13 protein-coding genes and 2 pseudogenes are annotated in these 17176 nt (G+C 61.7%); 14 read left to right on the plus strand and 1 reads right to left on the minus strand.

The window, feature by feature from the left end; translation table 11 throughout:
- Position 1: 1 nt before the first annotated feature.
- Positions 2-349, minus strand: a complete 348-nt coding sequence (locus PM3016_RS15485) for an iron-sulfur cluster biosynthesis family protein (RefSeq protein WP_014370084.1) — start codon at positions 347-349, stop codon at positions 2-4.
- A 136-nt stretch (positions 350-485) separates the two neighbouring features.
- Between PM3016_RS15485 and PM3016_RS15490 the strand changes: the two genes are divergently transcribed.
- The 14 genes and pseudogenes from PM3016_RS15490 to mutS all read left to right on the plus strand — a co-directional run bounded on the left by PM3016_RS15490 (position 486) and on the right by mutS (position 17029).
- A complete protein-coding gene (locus PM3016_RS15490; protein WP_014370085.1) occupies positions 486-2006 on the plus strand; it encodes a carboxypeptidase M32 in 1521 nt (506 codons plus the stop codon).
- A gap of 266 nt (positions 2007-2272) precedes the next feature.
- Positions 2273-3388: a GerAB/ArcD/ProY family transporter gene (locus tag PM3016_RS15495; protein ID WP_014370086.1), complete on the plus strand. Its 1116-nt coding sequence runs from the start codon at positions 2273-2275 to the stop codon at positions 3386-3388.
- 50 nt (positions 3389-3438) lie between these two features.
- Positions 3439-4830: pseudogene (locus PM3016_RS15500) on the plus strand (spore germination protein).
- The gene (locus PM3016_RS15505) at positions 4830-5999 is read left to right on the plus strand and encodes a Ger(x)C family spore germination protein (RefSeq protein ID WP_014370087.1); all 1170 of its coding nucleotides are present in this window, start codon (positions 4830-4832) and stop codon (positions 5997-5999) included. The pseudogene PM3016_RS15500 and the gene PM3016_RS15505 overlap by 1 nt, the downstream one beginning before the upstream one ends.
- A 25-nt stretch (positions 6000-6024) precedes the next feature.
- Entirely contained in the window at positions 6025-6237 is a 213-nt protein-coding gene (locus PM3016_RS15510; RefSeq protein WP_014370088.1) for a hypothetical protein, read from the plus strand.
- 186 nt (positions 6238-6423) lie between these two features.
- Entirely contained in the window at positions 6424-7446 is a 1023-nt protein-coding gene (locus PM3016_RS15515; RefSeq protein WP_013916607.1) for an ABC transporter substrate-binding protein, read from the plus strand.
- A gap of 110 nt (positions 7447-7556) precedes the next feature.
- The gene (locus PM3016_RS15520) at positions 7557-8351 is read left to right on the plus strand and encodes an ABC transporter ATP-binding protein (RefSeq protein ID WP_014370089.1); all 795 of its coding nucleotides are present in this window, start codon (positions 7557-7559) and stop codon (positions 8349-8351) included.
- Complete coding sequence (locus PM3016_RS15525; protein WP_013916609.1) at positions 8344-9192, plus strand: ABC transporter permease; 849 nt, start codon at positions 8344-8346, stop codon at positions 9190-9192. The genes PM3016_RS15520 and PM3016_RS15525 overlap by 8 nt, the downstream gene beginning before the upstream one ends.
- Positions 9193-9320: 128 nt before the next feature.
- Positions 9321-10097, plus strand: coding sequence for a hypothetical protein (locus PM3016_RS15530; RefSeq protein WP_016362588.1), 777 nt, complete (start codon positions 9321-9323; stop codon positions 10095-10097).
- A gap of 6 nt (positions 10098-10103) precedes the next feature.
- On the plus strand, positions 10104-10589 hold the full coding sequence (locus PM3016_RS15535; RefSeq protein WP_014370090.1) for a hypothetical protein: 486 nt from the start codon (positions 10104-10106) through the stop codon (positions 10587-10589).
- A gap of 174 nt (positions 10590-10763) precedes the next feature.
- Positions 10764-11729, plus strand: coding sequence for an aromatic acid exporter family protein (locus PM3016_RS15540; RefSeq protein WP_013916610.1), 966 nt, complete (start codon positions 10764-10766; stop codon positions 11727-11729).
- 105 nt (positions 11730-11834) lie between these two features.
- Positions 11835-12395 carry an outer spore coat protein CotE gene (locus PM3016_RS15545; protein ID WP_013916611.1) on the plus strand — a complete coding sequence of 187 codons (561 nt, stop codon included), beginning with the start codon at positions 11835-11837 and terminating at the stop codon, positions 12393-12395.
- A 175-nt stretch (positions 12396-12570) separates the two neighbouring features.
- The gene (locus PM3016_RS15550) at positions 12571-14049 is read left to right on the plus strand and encodes a putative amidoligase domain-containing protein (RefSeq protein WP_014370091.1); all 1479 of its coding nucleotides are present in this window, start codon (positions 12571-12573) and stop codon (positions 14047-14049) included.
- A gap of 201 nt (positions 14050-14250) precedes the next feature.
- Positions 14251-17029 (plus strand): annotated as a pseudogene (gene mutS / locus PM3016_RS15555) (DNA mismatch repair protein MutS).
- Positions 17030-17176 lie beyond the last annotated feature (147 nt).

Genomic DNA, 17176 nt, shown 5'->3' on the forward strand with positions numbered 1-17176 from the left:
GTTATTCCGCCTGCCGTCCCACCGGCTGCTTCCGCTTGTCGACGAGCTGCATTCTCGCATTGTAGATCTGGCCGCTGCTCTTCAGGGAGAAGATGTGGCCGATCTCCTGATAGTCGACCTTCATCGCATCCTCGAAGAACACCTCATGCTTCTGCTCCATCAGCACGTCGAACGGCTCGCCCTGCTTGACGAGATCGAACGGTCCGGCCTCATCCACGATCCACAGCGTAGGCACGCCGCTGACCGAGCACCCGCATCCTTCCGAATCGTAAGCAAGCTTGATATATCCCTGGCTGCCGCGCACCTTCGCGATGGCGGACTGCGCCGCTTCCGTAAATTGAATGCTCATGGGAATCCCTCCTCTATCTCTATTACACTCTTGATTTCCGTGTTACACCATCCATTTTACCTCATTCCGCGAGAATTTGCTTCCCCCTTCCCATGGGAGTATCATCAGGGTATACCGATGAGAGGAGAGTGACTGCATGACAACCTTGAGCCGGCCGATTACGTGGGAACAGTTCAAGAAGTACCTGAAGAAGATGAAGAGCTATGAGGAAGCGATCGGCCTCATCTATTGGGATATGCGGACCGGAGCGCCCAAGAAGGGCATCGAGAACCGGTCGGAAGTGGTGGGCGAGCTGTCGGGCGAGCTGTTCAAAATGTCCGTTTCGGACGAGATGGGGGCCTATATCGAGCACTTCACCTCGCCGGAGGGCAGCAAGGACCTCGGCGATACGGACCGTCGGATCGTCCGGGAGTGCCAGAGGGAGTATGACCGCAGCCGGAAGATCCCGCCGGACAAATACCAGGCGTATGTGGTGCTGACCTCACAGGCGGAAGCGGCCTGGGAAGACGCCAAACACAGCTCCGACTGGGACTCGTTCCGGCCTTACCTGGAGAAGATCGTCCAGACCAACCTGGAGTTCGTGGAGCTGTGGGGCTATGAGGGCCACAAATACAATACACTGCTCGACATGTACGAACCGGGCATGACGGTAGAGAAGCTCGACGAAGTGTTCGGCGCCCTGCGCGCCCAAGTCGTGCCGCTGCTCGCCGAAATTCAGAAGTCGGCCCACCAGCCGGACACCGGCTTCCTGAAGCAGACGTTCGAAAAGGAAAAACAAAAGCGGTTCAGCTTATACATACTGGAGCAGATGGGCTATGACTTCGAAGCGGGCCGGCTGGACGAGACGGTGCATCCGTTCGCCACAGGCCTGAACCCCGGCGACGTCCGGATCACGACGCGCTATCTCACCGATGACGTGAACAGCGCGCTGTTCGGTACGATTCACGAAGGCGGCCATGCGCTCTACGAACAGAATATCTCGGAGGAGCTGCTCGGCACCCCGCTGTGCACCGGCACGTCGATGGGCATCCATGAGTCCCAGTCGCGCTTCTGGGAGAACGTCATCGGCCGCAGCCGGCCGTTCTGGAGCCGCTACTTCGGCGAGGTCCAGAAGACCTACCCGGGGCAGTTCGACGACGTGACTGCCGAAGGGTTCTACCGCGCGACCAACGAAGTGAAACCGTCCTTGATCCGCATCGAGGCCGACGAGCTCACCTACAACCTGCATATCATGATCCGCTACGAGATCGAGAAGGCGCTGTTCAGCGGCGAAGCGAAGGTGGCGGACCTGCCGGAGCTGTGGAACGCCAAGTACCGTGAATACCTCGGCATCGAGCCTTCGAATAACGGCGAAGGGGTGCTGCAGGATGTGCACTGGTCCGGCGGGGCGTTCGGCTACTTCCCGTCTTATGCGCTCGGTAACATGTATGCCGCACAGTTCACGCGCGCACTGCAGAAGGACCTCGGCGACATCGACGCGCTGGTGAGCGAGGGCAATCTGCTGCCGATCAAGGCGTGGCTTACGGATAAAATCTACAAGTACGGCAAAAGCCGGACACCGAACGAGCTGGTACTCGAGGTAACCGGCGAGGAGCTCAATCCGCAGTATCTGGTCGACTACCTCCGCACGAAGTATTCGGACATTTACAAGCTGTAAGGCGCTGCATGACCGCACCAGCCCGTATTTGGCTTATCGGCCCGCTTCCCTGAAGGGAAGCGGGCTTTTTGACTTATCCAAGACTCGCTTTAGCTCGGTTCTGTCAGCAGCTCAGTTTACTAAACGCGCATCGTCCTTAACGGATGGCGCAGCCGGTTATCTTGGTCCTAGGGCCGTTCTTCCGCTCCGCGCTCCGGAAGCTCCTTCATACAAATGGGCGTAATGGGATACCCTACCTTGTAGAACCCAGGGAGAGGAGGAGGCGTATGGAAGAAAGCAGAATCTCGCGGACCCAGGCACTGATGCTGGTGATCTCGAGCATTACCGTCACCGGTCACCTGCTGTTCATCCCGGTGATTCTCAATCATGCTTCGAGAGACAGCTGGCTGTCCCTGCTCTGCGCGGCGGTGCCGGCCTTGCTCGCCGCCTATCTCACTGCCCGGCTCTCGCAGCGCTTTCCGGGGCAGAGCCCTGTGGAATATGCCCGCACGATTCTGGGCCGCTGGCTCGGATCGGCGGTCAGCGCTCTCTTCATTTTCTACCTGTTTCACGATGCGACGCTGTCAATCCGGGGCTTCGGCGAGTTTTTTACAAGTGCGATAACCCCAAGAACGCCCATTCTGGTCTATATGACGGCGATTATCATTCTGGCCGGCTATGCGGTCCGCTCCGGAATCGAAGTGATCTCCCGTACCAACCAAATGTTCCTGGTGATGATTATCCCCGTGGGCATCCTGGCTTCGATTCTGACGCACAAAGACAAGGATTACCGGAATTTTCTGCCGGTACTGGAGAATGGGCTGCAGCCCGTGCTGATGGGGGCCCTGACCCTGCTGTCGCTGTACAGCACCTTCATCATTCTGGGGATGCTGCTGCCCTTCGCGCCCAGAGAAGGCCGGATCGGCCGGGCCAGCATGGCCACCATGCTGATTCTCGTCGTCATGTTCCTCGGACCGCTGACCGGTCCGGTTGCAATCTTCGGTGCGGAGCGGAGCATGGGACTGAGCTTTCCTTCCTTCCAGATCCTGAGGGACATCAAGGTCGGCGAGCTGCAGCGTCTGGATCTGCTCGGGATCATGCTGTGGAGCATGGGGTCGTTCAGCAAGATCGCCCTGTCGCTGTTCGCCACCTGCCTCGGCGTCTCGCAGTGGTTCGGGCTCAAGGATTTCCGCGTGCTGGCGCTGCCCGTCGGGTCGCTCATGGTCATCGTCTCGCTGCTGCACAGCCGCAACTTTTTGGAGCTCTACAGCTTTTTTCAGAGCACCTATCCGTACTATTCCACCTTCTGCGGTCTGCTTCTGCCCGCATTCCTCTTCGGTGTTGCGGTCCTCCGGCGGATGCGGGTCCCGGGGGCTCCGGCGGGAGGAGGTGAGCGTTCATGATCGCCCTCAGCGCTTCGCTTGCGCAGAACCTTCATGAGATCGAAGAATATATGGGTCACAGCGCGGACCTGTGTGTCCGCCGGTTCGAGCTCTCGCCCGGCAGAGAAGCGGCCGTCCTGTACCTTGCCTCGCTTGTGGACAAGGCGCTGATCGATGAGTTCGTCATGCAGCCGATGCTGGAAAGCGGGAAGCCGGAAGAGGGGACCGCGGAGAAAGTCGAGCTCCCCGTGCATCTGCAGCAGACGGTCTCGTCGGTGGAGAAGGCCGCATCCGCGCTGCTTCAAGGCTGTTCGCTCGTGCTGGTGGACGGCCTGTCAGCGGCCAAGTCAGGGCTGACGTCGGGCGGCGAGCGCCGGGCGGTGTCTGAGCCGTCCGCCGAATCGGTCGTACGGGGGCCGAGAGAATCGTTCAATGAATCTCTGCTCACCAACATCGGTCTCATCCGCAGGCGTCTGGCATCCCCATCTGCGGACCGAGAGGCTGATGATCGGCAGCGTGACCAACACGCCGGTGTCCATCCTGTACCTGGAGGGGACGGCGAAGGAAGAATATGTAACCGAAGTCAAAGAGCGCCTCGGAAGCATCCGGCTTGACGGCATATTGGAGTCGCAGTATTTGGAGGAATATCTCGAGGAAAAGCAGGGCTACACACCGTTTCCCACCGTGTTCAATACGGAGCGTCCGGACCGGGTGGCGGCAGGCCTGCTGGAGGGCAGGGTTGCCGTTCTCATGGAGGGCACCCCGGTCGCGCTGGTCGTTCCCGCGACCATCGGCCTGTTCCTGTATTCGAACGAAGATTATTACCAGCGCTACGATATCGCCACCTTCCTGCGGATTCTGAGGACCTTCACCTTCCTGATCTCGATCGCGATGCCGGGGTTCTACGTGGCACTGCTGACCTATCATCAGGAGATGATTCCCACCCGCTGCTCGTGGCTTTGACCGGACAGCGCGAAGGGGTGCCCTTCGGCATTGCCATCGAGGTGTTCCTGATGGAGATGACCTTCGAAATTCTCAGAGAAGCCGGTATCCGGCTCCCGAAAACGATCGGCTCCGCCGTATCGATCGTCGGCGGTCTGGTACTCGGGCAGGCTGCGGTGGAGGCGGGCCTGGTGGCTCCGGGAACGGTGATTGCGGTATCGGTGACGGCAATCTCTTCGTTCTGTACGCCGGCCTTCAATATCGCGATCTCCGCAAGGCTGATCCGTTTTGTCCTGATCCTGCTCTGTGCGGCGCTCGGAGCCTTCGGCCTATTCTTCGGCCTGATCCTGACCGTGATCCATCTGAATACCCTCCGCTCGCTGGGCGTGCCCTACCTGTCGCCGATCTCGCCGTTCCACGGGAAGGACTGGCGCGATCTCTTCATCCGAGCGCCGCTGCGCCGGATGACGCAGCATCCGGAGGAGCTGCGCACAAGGGAAGAAGGAGGGGAGCGAGGGTGATGCGGCATGCCATCCTTCGCAGCCTGCCCCTGCTCGCCGGGTGTCTGCTGCTGCTCACCGGCTGCTGGGACCGCAAGGAGCTTAACAACGTGGCCATTGTCATGGGCGTAGGCATTGACAAGGGCCAGGGCGAGGAATACAAGGTGACGGCGCAGGTCATCAAGCCTTCACCGCCGAACAAGGGCGGGGGAGGGGGCTCCGAGCTGCCGACCTGGAGCCTGACCGCCAAAGGGACCACCGTGCTCGATGCGATCAACGAGCTCAACCGGATCTCGCCCCGGCGCCTGTACTGGCCCCATACCCAGCTGCTCCTTCTGGGAAGGGAGCTGGCCGAGTCGGGGGTGGGCGGCATTCTCAGCTGGTTCGAGCGGGACCGCGACAGCCGTTCGGGGACCTACATCGCGGTCACCCACGGCAAGGCGGAAGATCTGCTCAACCAGAAGATCGAGCTCGGGAATGTGCCGTCGAAGGCGATCGTCGAGCTGATCGAGTCGGCGATCCAGCGGCAGCTGACCTCCCGGCGGACCACGCTCCGGGACTTCATCAGCGTCCTGTCGACCCCGGGCATCGACGCGGCCGTGGATGTCATCGACTCGCGCGCCATCCGCGGGAAAGTGGAGACCTACGAGCTGCGGGGCGCCGCCGTGTTCAAGGGGGACCGGCTGAAGGGCTTCCTGCCTTCGGAGGAGGCCTCCACCATTGAGATGGCCTCCGGCACCTTCAAGGATGCGGTCATCAATATCCCCTGCCCGCAGGAGGGCATGAGCGGAGAGGTCTCGTTCACCGTGACGGATTTTCAGCGGAAGATCAGCATGACGCTGGAATCGGGGCGTCCGGTGATGGGGCTGCGCATGATCGTCGAAGGCAATCTATCCGATCAATCTTGCCCGGTCCGGCTCCTGCAGGAGGATCTCCGATCCAAGGTCGAGGCGGCTATCGGGCAGCGCATCCAGCAGGCGGTGAAGACATCTTTCGCCAAAACCTCCAAGTGGGGCGCCGATATTTTCGGTGTGGGCCGGGAGCTGCACCGCACCCACCCTTCGGTCTGGCGGCAGCAGGGTCAGGAGTGGGACCGGAATCTCGCTACGGCGAAGCTGCAGCCAAGTGTCAGCGTCAGCATCCGGCGCAGCGGGCTGGTGCTGGAGCCGACGCCGGCAGGTATGCGATAAACCCAAGGGAAGGGAGGAAGAAGCTATGCGTCATCTGCTGCCGTTCATCCTGTTCACGGCCGTCCTGGCCGTGGATCTGCGCCGGCTGAAGCGAGGAGGGAAAAGAGGGGCGGCCGTCTACCTGGCCCTCCTTGGCGGAGCCTTTCTCCTCTCCGAGCTGTACTTGTTTCATCTGGAGCCGCCGAGCCCCAACCGCATCATCAGCCAGCTGGTCCGCCTGCTGATCCCTGCAGCCTGAGCGTTCCTCTGCGTTGTGCCCTCCGCCTGTTACGGCCGGGGGCTTTTTGCCGTCCGGTCCGTCCCCGCCAGCTCACATTCTTATCCTCGCCGGTCCTTCCTGCCGGTGCTGTCACCTCTTTCTGGGCGGATGCATATGCTGGTATCACAACAACATGCTCACGGAGCAGGCAGGAAGGGACTGGCTATGAACAAACGGTGGAAGCAGGGAGCGGCGGCGGTGCTGGCGCTGGGACTCGGACTTGCGGCGGTGCTGTCCGGCTGCGGGCCGGCCAAGACGGAGGAGAGCGTGAAGGTGCGGATCGGCGAAGTGACCCGGTCGATCTTCTACGCGCCGCAATATGTGGCGGTAAACCAAGGATTCTTTAAGGCGGAAGGGCTGGACGTGGAGCTGACCACGACCTTCGGCGGCGACAAAACGATGACGGCACTGCTGACAGGAGGGATCGATGTCGCGCTTGTCGGCTCCGAGACCTCCATCTATGTGGCGCAGCAGGGCAGCGGGGACCCCGTGATCAACTTCGCCCAGCTGACCCAGACGGACGGCACCTTCCTCGTGTCGCGCAAACCGGCCCAGGGCACCTTCGATTGGAACTCGCTCAAGGGGAGCACCTTCCTTGGGCAGCGCAAGGGCGGCATGCCGCAGATGGCGGGCGAGTTTACACTGAAAAAGCACGGGATCAACCCCCAGAAGGATCTGAATCTGATCCAGAACGTGGAATTCGCGAACATTCCGACGGCCTTTGCCTCGGGCACAGGGGACTACGTGCAGCTCTTCGAGCCCCAGGCGACGATGTTCGAGCAGCAGGGCAAGGGCTACGTCATCGCCTCGTTCGGTGTCGAGAGCGGCAGGCTGCCCTATACGGTCTTCATGACCAAGAAAAGCTACATCGACAAAAACCCGGACGCTCTCCAGAAATTCACCAACGCCGTGCAGAAGGCGCAGAACTGGGTGGCGGCGAGCTCGGTCGACGTGATCGCGGACAGCATCGCCTCCTTCTTCCCGGACACGGACAAAGAGATCATCAAGGGCGTCGTGAAGCGGTATAAGGACCAGGGGTCCTTTGCCTCCGACGGGATTGTGGATGCCGAAGAATGGAGCAACCTGCAGAATGTGATGGAGGCCGCGGGCGAGCTGAAGGCGCGTGTCGACCACGGCAGCCTCGTAGACAACAGGTTTGCGGAGAAAGCCAAAGCGAGTGTGAAATAAGGGCAGACGGAGGCGGCGGCCGGGGACTGCAGGGAGCGGATCTCCCGCGGGACGGCCGCCGCCCTCCGGTCCGCCCGGCATACCGATGCGACAAGAAGGAGGGGATCGGAGTGGAGAGCGCAGTGGAGCTGGACCATGTATCCCATGTGTATGTCAACGGCAGAGGAGCTTATCCTGCGCTGCTGGACATCAGCCTGACGGTACGGCAGGGCGAATTCATCTCCCTGATCGGCCCGAGCGGCTGCGGCAAAACGACGCTGCTGTCGCTGATCAGCGGACTGCTGACCCCGACGGCAGGGAATGTCCGGGTTTTCGGCGAGAAGGTGGAGCAGGGGGGCGTGCAGCGGATCGGCTACATGCTTCAGCAGGATTACCTGTTCCCCTGGCGGACCATCGGGGCCAATGCCTCGCTGGGGCTCGAGCTGCTCGGCCGGCTGGATGCGGCTTCGCAGAAGCTCGTCGACGGACTGATGGAGGAGATGGGGCTCGGAGGGCAGTCACAGCGCTATCCGCATCAGCTCTCCGGCGGCATGAGGCAGCGCGTGGCGCTTGTCCGGACGCTGGCGACCGAGCCGGACGTGCTGCTGCTGGACGAACCGTTCTCGGCGCTCGATTACCAGACGAAGCTTCAGCTGGAGGAGCTGGTCTCGGGCACGCTCAAGGCGCGGGGCAAGACCGCGGTGCTCGTCACGCACGATATCACCGAGGCGGTCGCCATGAGCGACCGGGTCATCGTGCTCCAGCCGAATCCGGGCCGGCTGCTGGCGGACATGGAGGTGCCTGAGCTCATCCGGGCTGCCTCCCCGCTGAAGGCCAGGGAGACGGAGGGCTTCCACGAGCTGTTCCACCGGCTGTGGGGCCTGTTTGAAAGCATGGATAAGGGAGGGGGGCGCAGTCATGGCTGAACTCAAGGGTACACCTGCGGAAGAAGGAAGGCAGCAGCCGGCGGAGCTGGCGGACGAAGTCTACACGGCCTTCCGCCGCTCCGAACGCAGGCTCGCGCTGTCCGTCCGCCTGACCCAGCTTGCGCTGCTCGTCCTGTTCTTCGGCTTGTGGGAGACGGCGGCCGCCTTCAAATGGATTGACGGGCTCCTGTTCAGCTCGCCGAGCCGGATCGTGCAGCTCCTGTACGAGAAGCTGCTCGACGGCTCCCTGCTCGAACACACGTGGGTAACGGTGTGGGAGACGGTCGTCGGCTTCGTGCTCGGCACGCTGCTCGGCACGGCGGGAGCGGCCCTGATCTGGTTCTCCCCGTTCCTGTCGCGGGTGCTGGATCCCTACATCGTCGTTCTGAATTCCCTGCCGAAGGTAGCGCTCGGCCCGCTGTTCATCGTGGCTCTGGGTCCGGGCGTGCTGTCCATTATCGCGACGACGCTGTCGCTGACCGTCATTATCACGATTCTGGTCATCTACAACGCCTTCCGGGAGGTCGACCCGAATCTGGTGAAGGTGGTGCGGATCTTCGGCGGGTCGACGGGGACCGTATTCCGCAAAGTCATTCTCCCGGCCTCCTACCCTGCGATCATCTCGACCCTGAAGGTGAATGTGGGCCTGGCATGGGTCGGAGTGATCGTCGGGGAGTTCCTGGTGAGCAAGGCGGGGCTCGGTTATCTCATCATCTACGGGTTCCAGGTGTTCAACTTCACCCTCGTGATCGGCGCCCTGTTCGTCATTGCGGCGGCAGCGGCCCTGATGTACCAGTTGGTTGCATCGGTCGAAAGCCGCCTTATCGGCCGGAGCAGGTAACACAGGGGGACGCATCGGGTGCGGGGCCCGGCATGTTCCTGGGGCGTGCTGACGACCGTGCATAAAACAGGGAATATGTGGTGTACACTATAGCCGAAGATTCGGTTAATACCGTTAGGGGGAGTTCTATGAACCGCACTCCAACATACCGTCGATACCGCGCCCTGCTCTCCCCCTTCAACACCTCGCAGATTCACCGGAAGAACCCCTGGATTTCCGCCTTCTTCTCCTTTTCCTTCCCGGGGTTCGGCAATCTGCTCCAGCACCGGTACGCCAAGGGGTTTACGCTGATCTCCTGGGAGATCTTCATCAATTCGCATGCGAAGATTAATACCGGAATCATGTACTCCCTCCAGGGCCATTTCGCCAAAGCGAAAGAGACGCTGAACCCGAACTGGCTGATGATCTACGTGTCGATCTACATGTTCGGCATCTGGGACAGCTACCGCTCCACGGTGGAACTCAACAAGCTCTACACGCTGGCCGACCGGGAAGACGCTCCGATCAAGCCGATGGCGATGTCCGTATGGGATATCAATTTTCTGAACAAGCGTGTGCCCTGGGTGGCCGCGGCCTGGTCCCTGCTTGCTCCGGGGCTCGGACATCTGTATCTCCATAAGGTGCTTCCCGGTTTTTTTCTGTTCGGCTGGACGATCGCGATCATGTATTTCTCCCATATTCCGATGGCCATGCTCTACACGGCATCAGGGGATTTCCGGCAGGCCAAAGAGGTGCTGGACATGCAGTGGACGCTCTATCTGCCGTCGATCTACTGCTTCGTTTTCTACGACGCGTATGTATCCGCCGTGGAGTACAACAAGCTCTTCGAGAAAGAACAGTCGAAGCATCTTCGAACGAATTACCAGGACCCCGGCTTCCGCATGCCCCGTTCCCAGGAGGGATAGAACCCCGTGTATATTTTCGCCACCTTCGAGCTCTGTATCCATACGGAACTTCTGCTGACCGCCCTCGAGATGGAAGGCGTGCCCCGGCAGCGGGTGATGGCCGTTCCTCTCGATCAGCGCAGAGAGCCGGGGGCGCTCTTCGACTCGCTGCATAAGGCCGACGGCTTCGCCATGATGGATGCGTCCGCGATTCTGGGGACGTGCCTGATGCTGCTCGGCTCTATCTACGGGTATATGCTGGCGTGGGGGCCGATCATCTGGGGTATCATCGGGGCATTGACGGGCATTGCCATCGGCTTCGGCCTCAAGTGGCTCTACCTGCGGCGGATAGGCTTCGGCACGCGCAATATCACCTCCGAAGTCGTGCTGCTGATCGATTGTCCGGAGCAGAAGTGCGAGACGGTCGAGAAGCTGTTGTGGGAGCACATGGCGCTGGGGGTTGCCAAGCTGGCCCAAGAGAAGCCGGAGAGCAATGCAGCGGACAAGAGGTAAGGAGCGGCGGCGTTGGCAGGCTTATATATCAGGGGATGAGGGGGAGCCGGGAGGCTCTTCTTTTTTGTGAAGAGGGGGGCATTTGTAGTCGGCGGGCAATATCAGTAAGATGGTGGTACGGAAAAACATTCCTTATGTAATTCCGAATATGATCTTAAAAGGAGGCAGGGCCTGATGGGCATCCGTGTGCTGAAATCCGCTCTTGCGGTGATCGCCGCCATTTATCTTTCACTGGCCGTGGGCCTGACCTCCCCGCTCTCCGCAGGACTGCTCGCCATTATGGGAGTGGATGTGACGATCAGAAAAGGGCTCAGCACCTCATTCCAGCGTATCGCCGCTTCGGTGATCGGGCTGTTCTTCGCTTCCGGCCTGTTCTGGGCGCTGGGCTTTCATGTGTGGGTCATCGGCGTCTTCGTGCTCGTCCTGTATCCGGTGCTTGCCCAGCTCCAGCTGCGTGACGGGATCATTACCTGCTCCGTCGTGATGTTTCATGTCTACGGGGCGGGCGCGCTCAGCACCGATCTGCTCCTCAACGAGATCGCGCTTCTCGTGATCGGTCTCGGGACGGCGACGGTCATCAATATGCTCTATATGCCAAGGGAGCACAAAAATCTGCAGCACTACCGGCTGAAGGTAGAGGAGCTGTTCTCCCGGATCTTCGTCGAGATCTCGAGGCATCTGCGTGATAACGAATATGTATGGAGCGGTGCCGAACTGCTGCAGGCCGAGGATACCCTGCGGGACGCGATCCGGACGGCGGAGCGGACCGAGCAGAACAGCATTGTCAGCGGAGGGCCGGCATGGAGCGTCTACTTCCATATGCGCGACCGGCAGCTGCTCTCGATCTCGCGGATGGCGCAGCTTGTGGCTCGTGTCTATCAGACGCTGCCGCACGGGGAGCTCCTGGCGGCAGTATTCGACGAGCTGAAGGAAGACGTGAAGGTCGCCCATTATACGGGCCGGGGAGAGAAACGGCTTGAGGAGCTGCAGGAGCAGTACCGCCTCATGCCGCTTCCGGTAACGCGGGAAGAGTTCGAGATCCGGGCCGCGCTGCTGCAGCTGGTAGAGGAGCTCAAAGCTTATCTTGCCGTGGCGAAGCGGGAGAAGCGTCCCATGGAGAAGAGCAGTGGGGGGGCTTAATTCTTTAAATATCAAAATGTGCTCGTTATAGAAAAAAAGTGTTCACACTAGACGAATGTCCTGCATACAAATGTAATGAATGATTGTATGGAGGAGGTTAGAAGGATGTCATTAGATAAAGATTTGCAGTGCAGAGAGATCTATACGAAGGCTGTCTGTGGCAAAGGTCGCAAATTCTCGCAGGTAACGAACACGGTCACTCCGCCTCATGCTCCGACAAGTATTTTGGGTGCTTGGATCATCAACAACCAATACGACGCGGTCAAATCGGGGGAGAACGTGGAAGTGGTAGGTACTTACGACATCAACATCTGGTATTCCTACGACCGGAATACAAAGACCGATGTCGCGAAAGAAACGGTTTCTTACGCCGAGGTTGTGCCGCTTCACTACCTCGACAAGAAACATAAGCCGGGCACCGCCGAGGTCTCGGCCGTCGCTACCCAGGAACCCAACTGCGTGGAAGCAAGCATCTCCTCCAGCGGCTCGTCGGTTGTGCTCCGCGTAGAGCGGGAGTACAAGGTAGAGATGCTGGCCGAGACTAAGGTGTGTGTGGTGGTATGCGGCAGCTGCGACGATTACGACGACAAACATGTTGAATTCGGCGGGGATGACGGGGACTATGAGGATCTCGATCCGGACCTGCTCGATGAGGAACTGAACTGATTTCTCTTATTCCTTTGCTGCCAGTATATGCCTGGCGGCCTTGTTTTGGCAGAGGGCGTCCGCCCTCTTTTTTGTTCCGTAAGGTTGTCCTTAGACAATTGGGCCTTTACTGCGGGAAGCCTGGAGCCGGCTGCGGCCCGCCCCGCGGTCTCAGGGCCGGGAGGAGGAGCGGAGTATGCGGGCTTTCCTGCTGCATTCGGGTGAAGAAAAGCTGCGGCCGCTTCTGGAGCGGCTGACGATCGCTCATGGAACGCGGCTGGAGCCGGCGGAGGAAGGCGGACACTTCATCATCCACTGGGGCGCTTACCATCCGGACCGCGGCAGCGCCGACGTGCTCCAGCCGGTGAAGGCGGTGCTGCTGGCCGGAAGCTCCGTACGGGCGGGGGAGACCCTGGCCCTGCACGGGATGGACAGCGCCCTTGGCGAGGTGGAGGCGGCCGGCGGCAGAAGCCGGCGCGGGAAGCAGCGGGGGGGTGCCGCGGAGGACGAGGGATGGACGCACGACTTCCTCGTGCCCGTCTTCCACCTCGAAGCGCTGACTCTGCTGCACCGGGGACCGGGCGTGTTCTACGGGGGCCGCGTCCCGGCCGGTGTCCGGCTGCCGGAAGGGCTGCCGGACCGCGGTTACGAGGAGGTGGGTCTCGAGCAGCCCACCTATTACGGCTCGAAGGCGCTTCGCGAAGCCGTCAAGGCGCTGTACGCCTTGGGGCTCGATTACGGGGTCGTCCGCATCGGCGTGCGCACCGGGGGGACGCTCGCTGTGCGGCGCGTCGAAGCCGTGCCGGAGCTGACCCCGCGGCTCGCGGAGCTGTTCGCCGGGGCGATGAACCGCTACGGCGCCCGGCTGGACGAGCGGCGGGGGGCGCCGCAGCTGGACGTGATGCTCGGCGCGGACCCTGAGTTTCTCCTGCTCAACGGGCGGGGCAAGGTGAGGTTCGCCTCGGCGTTCATGGACAAGGACGGGCCGGTCGGCTGTGATGCGATCGTGCTCCCGAGCCGGCGCAAAATCTATCCTCTCGCCGAGCTGCGGCCCCGGCCGAGCACGGAGGTGCGCGAGCTGATCGTCCAGCTCCACCGGACGCTGCAGCTGGCCGCCAGGCGCATCACCGACGAGGAGCTCGTCTGGGTGGCGGGAGGCATGCCGGTGAAGGGCTTTCCGCTGGGCGGGCATATTCACTTCTCCCGCGTGGACCTGGAGAGCCGGCTGCTCCGCGTGCTGGACAATTACCTGGCCCTGCCGCTTACCCTCATCGAAGACGGGTCCACCGGCCAGCGGCGGCCGCAGTACGGCTTCCTCGGCGACTTCCGTCGCCAGCGGCACGGGGGCTTCGAGTACCGGGTGCTCCCGAGCTGGATGGTGTCGCCGGCCGTCGCCAAGGGCGTGCTTGCGCTGGCCAAGCTGGCGGCGGAGCATTATCCGCAGCTGCGCCAGCGTCCGCTGTCCGATCCCGAGGTCGCCAAGGCCTATTACCGGGGGGACAAGAGCCGGATCCGTCCGCTGCTGCCCGCGCTGTGGCGGGATCTGGAGCGGCTGCCGGGCTACGCCGCGCTGGAGGATTACCTGCTGCCGCTGCGCCGGATGATGGTGCAGATGCGGCCGTGGAACGAGCGAGAGGACATCCGCACCAAGTGGAAAATACGACCGTACTCTTGAGGGATGAGTGTTCTCTCGCAATTCATGCTATAATGAAAAATAGAAAATAGAGCATGTCCGGCCGCGCCGAACGGGAGCGGCAGACGGGCCTTCGCGCGGCAGACCGGTTCCCATGCGGAACAGGATGTGTGCAGACGGACCGGCTGCCCCGTGCGGCGCGGCCGCCATGCTGTGAGCAGGGCTTGGGGGTTAGGATAGGGCATGGCCAAATATACGCCGATGATCGAACAGTACCTCGCCGTGAAGGCGGAGGTGCCGGACGCTTTTTTGTTTTTCCGTTTGGGCGATTTCTATGAAATGTTTTTCGAAGATGCGGTGAATGCCGCCAGAGAGCTTGAGATTACCCTGACCGGACGGGAAGGCGGGGGCGAGCGGATCCCGATGTGCGGGGTGCCGTACCATTCCGCCGAGAACTATATTGCGAGGCTGATAGAAAAGGGCTTCAAGGTCGCGATCTGCGAGCAGGTGGAGGATCCGGCGGAAGCGAAGGGCGTCGTGCGCCGCGAGATCGTGCGCATCGTAACTCCGGGGACCGTGATGGATGCCCGGTCGCTCTCGGAGACGGCGAACAACTACATCGTCTCCGTGACGGCGGCCGGCGGCGGCTACGCGCTGGCGGCGTGCGATATCTCGACGGGGGAGTTCTACGTGACCCGGACCGACGGGTCCTTCGAGCTGCTGCTTGACGAGCTCAACGCCTACAGCCCTTCCGAGCTGCTCGGCGCAGGGGCGCTGCTGGAGCGCATCCGCGGAGCCGCCGCGGCATGGCTGACGACTTCAGTACTTACGCCGCGGGAGCACCGGCCGGTGAACGGAGGCCTCTCGCCCGAAGGGCACTTCAGCGAATCCCAGCTGGCTGCCCTGCCGCAGGGCGGGCGGGAAGCCGTGGCGCTGCTCATGGGCTACCTGCAGGAGACCCAGAAGCGGTCGCTCGGGCATATCAAGCATATCCGGATCTACGAGCCGAGCCAGTACATGGTTATGGACCCCTTCACGCGCCGTAACCTGGAGCTCGTGGAGACGGTGCGTGACCGCAGTAAGAAGGGCACGCTGCTCTGGCTGCTGGACAAGACGGTCACGGCCATGGGCGGGCGGCTGCTCCGCCGCTGGATCGAGAAGCCGCTGATGAATGCGGCGGCCATCGAGAGCCGGCTCGAAGCGGTCGAGCGGCTCTATCTACCAGCTCATCCTGCGGGATGAGCTGAAGGGCGCGCTGCGCGAAGTATACGACCTCGAGCGGCTCACCGCCCGCATCGCTTACGGCAGTGCGAACGCGCGCGACCTTGCCGCGCTGAAGCTGTCGCTGCAGCAGGTGCCGCAGCTCCGCGAGCTGCTGGCAGGCAGCGGTTCGCCGGCGCTCGGAGAGCTCGGCGAGCGGATGGACCCATGCTCGGATGTCATGCAACTGATCCATGATGCGATCGTGGACGAGCCGCCGGTGTCGATCCGCGACGGCGGCATGATCCGCCCGGGACTCAGCCCGCGGCTCGACGAGCTCCGCGAGGCCGGGACGAACGGCAAGCAGTGGCTTGCCGAGCTCGAGCGGCAGGAGCGGGAGCGCACCGGCATCCGCTCGCTGAAGATCGGCTACAACAAGGTGTTCGGCTACTTTATTGAGATCTCCAAAGCGAACCTCGGCTCGCTCGAGGAAGGACGCTACGAGCGCAAGCAGACGCTCGCGAATGCGGAGCGCTTCGTGACGCCGGAGCTCAAGGAGAAGGAAGCGCTGATTCTCGAAGCCCAGGAGGGCATGGTCGATCTCGAGTACGGCCTGTTCCTGGAGCTGCGCGACAAGGTCGCCGCCCATATCCCCCGCCTGCAGGCGCTTGCAGAGCTCATCGCGACTGCGGACGTGTTCCAGTCGATCGCGCAGGTCAGCGCGGCGAACCGGTACGTCCGCCCCGAGGTGGGCGACTTCTACCCGCTGGAGATCGAGGAAGGGCGCCATCCCGTGGTGGAAGCGGTGCTCGAGGACGGCGTGTTCATCATGAACGATACCGTGCTTTCGAAGGAAGAGGGCAGCACGATGCTCATCACCGGCCCGAATATGGCCGGCAAGAGCACCTACATGCGCCAGGTGGCGATGATCTGCCTCATGGCGCAGATCGGCTGCTTCGTTCCGGCGAAGCGGGCCAAGGTGCCGGTGACCGACCGCATCTTCACGCGGATCGGCGCAGCGGACGACCTCATCGGCGGGCAGAGCACCTTCATGGTCGAGATGATGGATATCCAGGTCATGACGGAGAAGGCGACGCCGAAGTCGCTCGTCATCATCGACGAGCTCGGACGCGGCACGTCGACCGGAGAAGGGATGGCGATCGCCCAGGCGGTGATCGAGTACCTGCACGACCGGATCGGCTGCAAGACGCTCGTCTCGACCCACTTCCATGAGCTGGCTCATCTCGAAGAGAGCCTGAAGGACTTGCGCAACTACTGCATGGCCGTGAAGGAGAGCGGCCAGCAGGTGACCTTTCTGCGCAAGCTCGTAAGGGGGGCAGCGAGCACCTCGTACGGCATCTACTGCGCGCAGATCGCCGGTCTGCCGGAGAGCATCATCGGCCGGTCTTACGAGCTGCTCCATGTATTCGAAGAACGCTCGGAGGGGCTGCAGGAGCGGATCCAGTCCGCTCCGGAGACCCGTCCTGCGGCTGATGAAGGCACGGCTGTGCCGGTGGGGTCCGCTGGGGCAGAGACCTTGGCTGCCGCTGCTGCCGGGACGGCAGCAGGCGCTGATCCCGCAGCCGCAGAACACGCGCCTCCGGCGGCGGTCACGGTGATGGAAGCCCCGGCCGCTCCGGCTTACGCCCCGCAGGGGATTGAACAGCTCAGCCTGTTCGCCGTGGAAGAGAAGCCGAGCCGCTCTGCGAAGAAGGACCCGAAGCAGGAGAAGGTGCTGGAGCAGCTGCGCACGCTGGATTTGATGAATATGACGCCGATGTCGGCGATGAACTTTTTATATGAATTGAAGAAGCTGGTTTGAGCAGCTTCGAGAGATGAGAGAGAAGAGAATCCTGTCCATGGACGGCATGAGATAGAGTCAACGACAGGTGAGAGGTTTATTTTGTAAGTGACCTCTGAGCGAAGCTTTCATTAGGACGTCAGGCTGCTAGCGAGATTGGTTTTGAGA

It is taken from the genome of Paenibacillus mucilaginosus 3016 (genome assembly GCF_000250655.1).
GTDB lineage: Bacteria > Bacillota > Bacilli > Paenibacillales > NBRC-103111 > Paenibacillus_G > Paenibacillus_G mucilaginosus.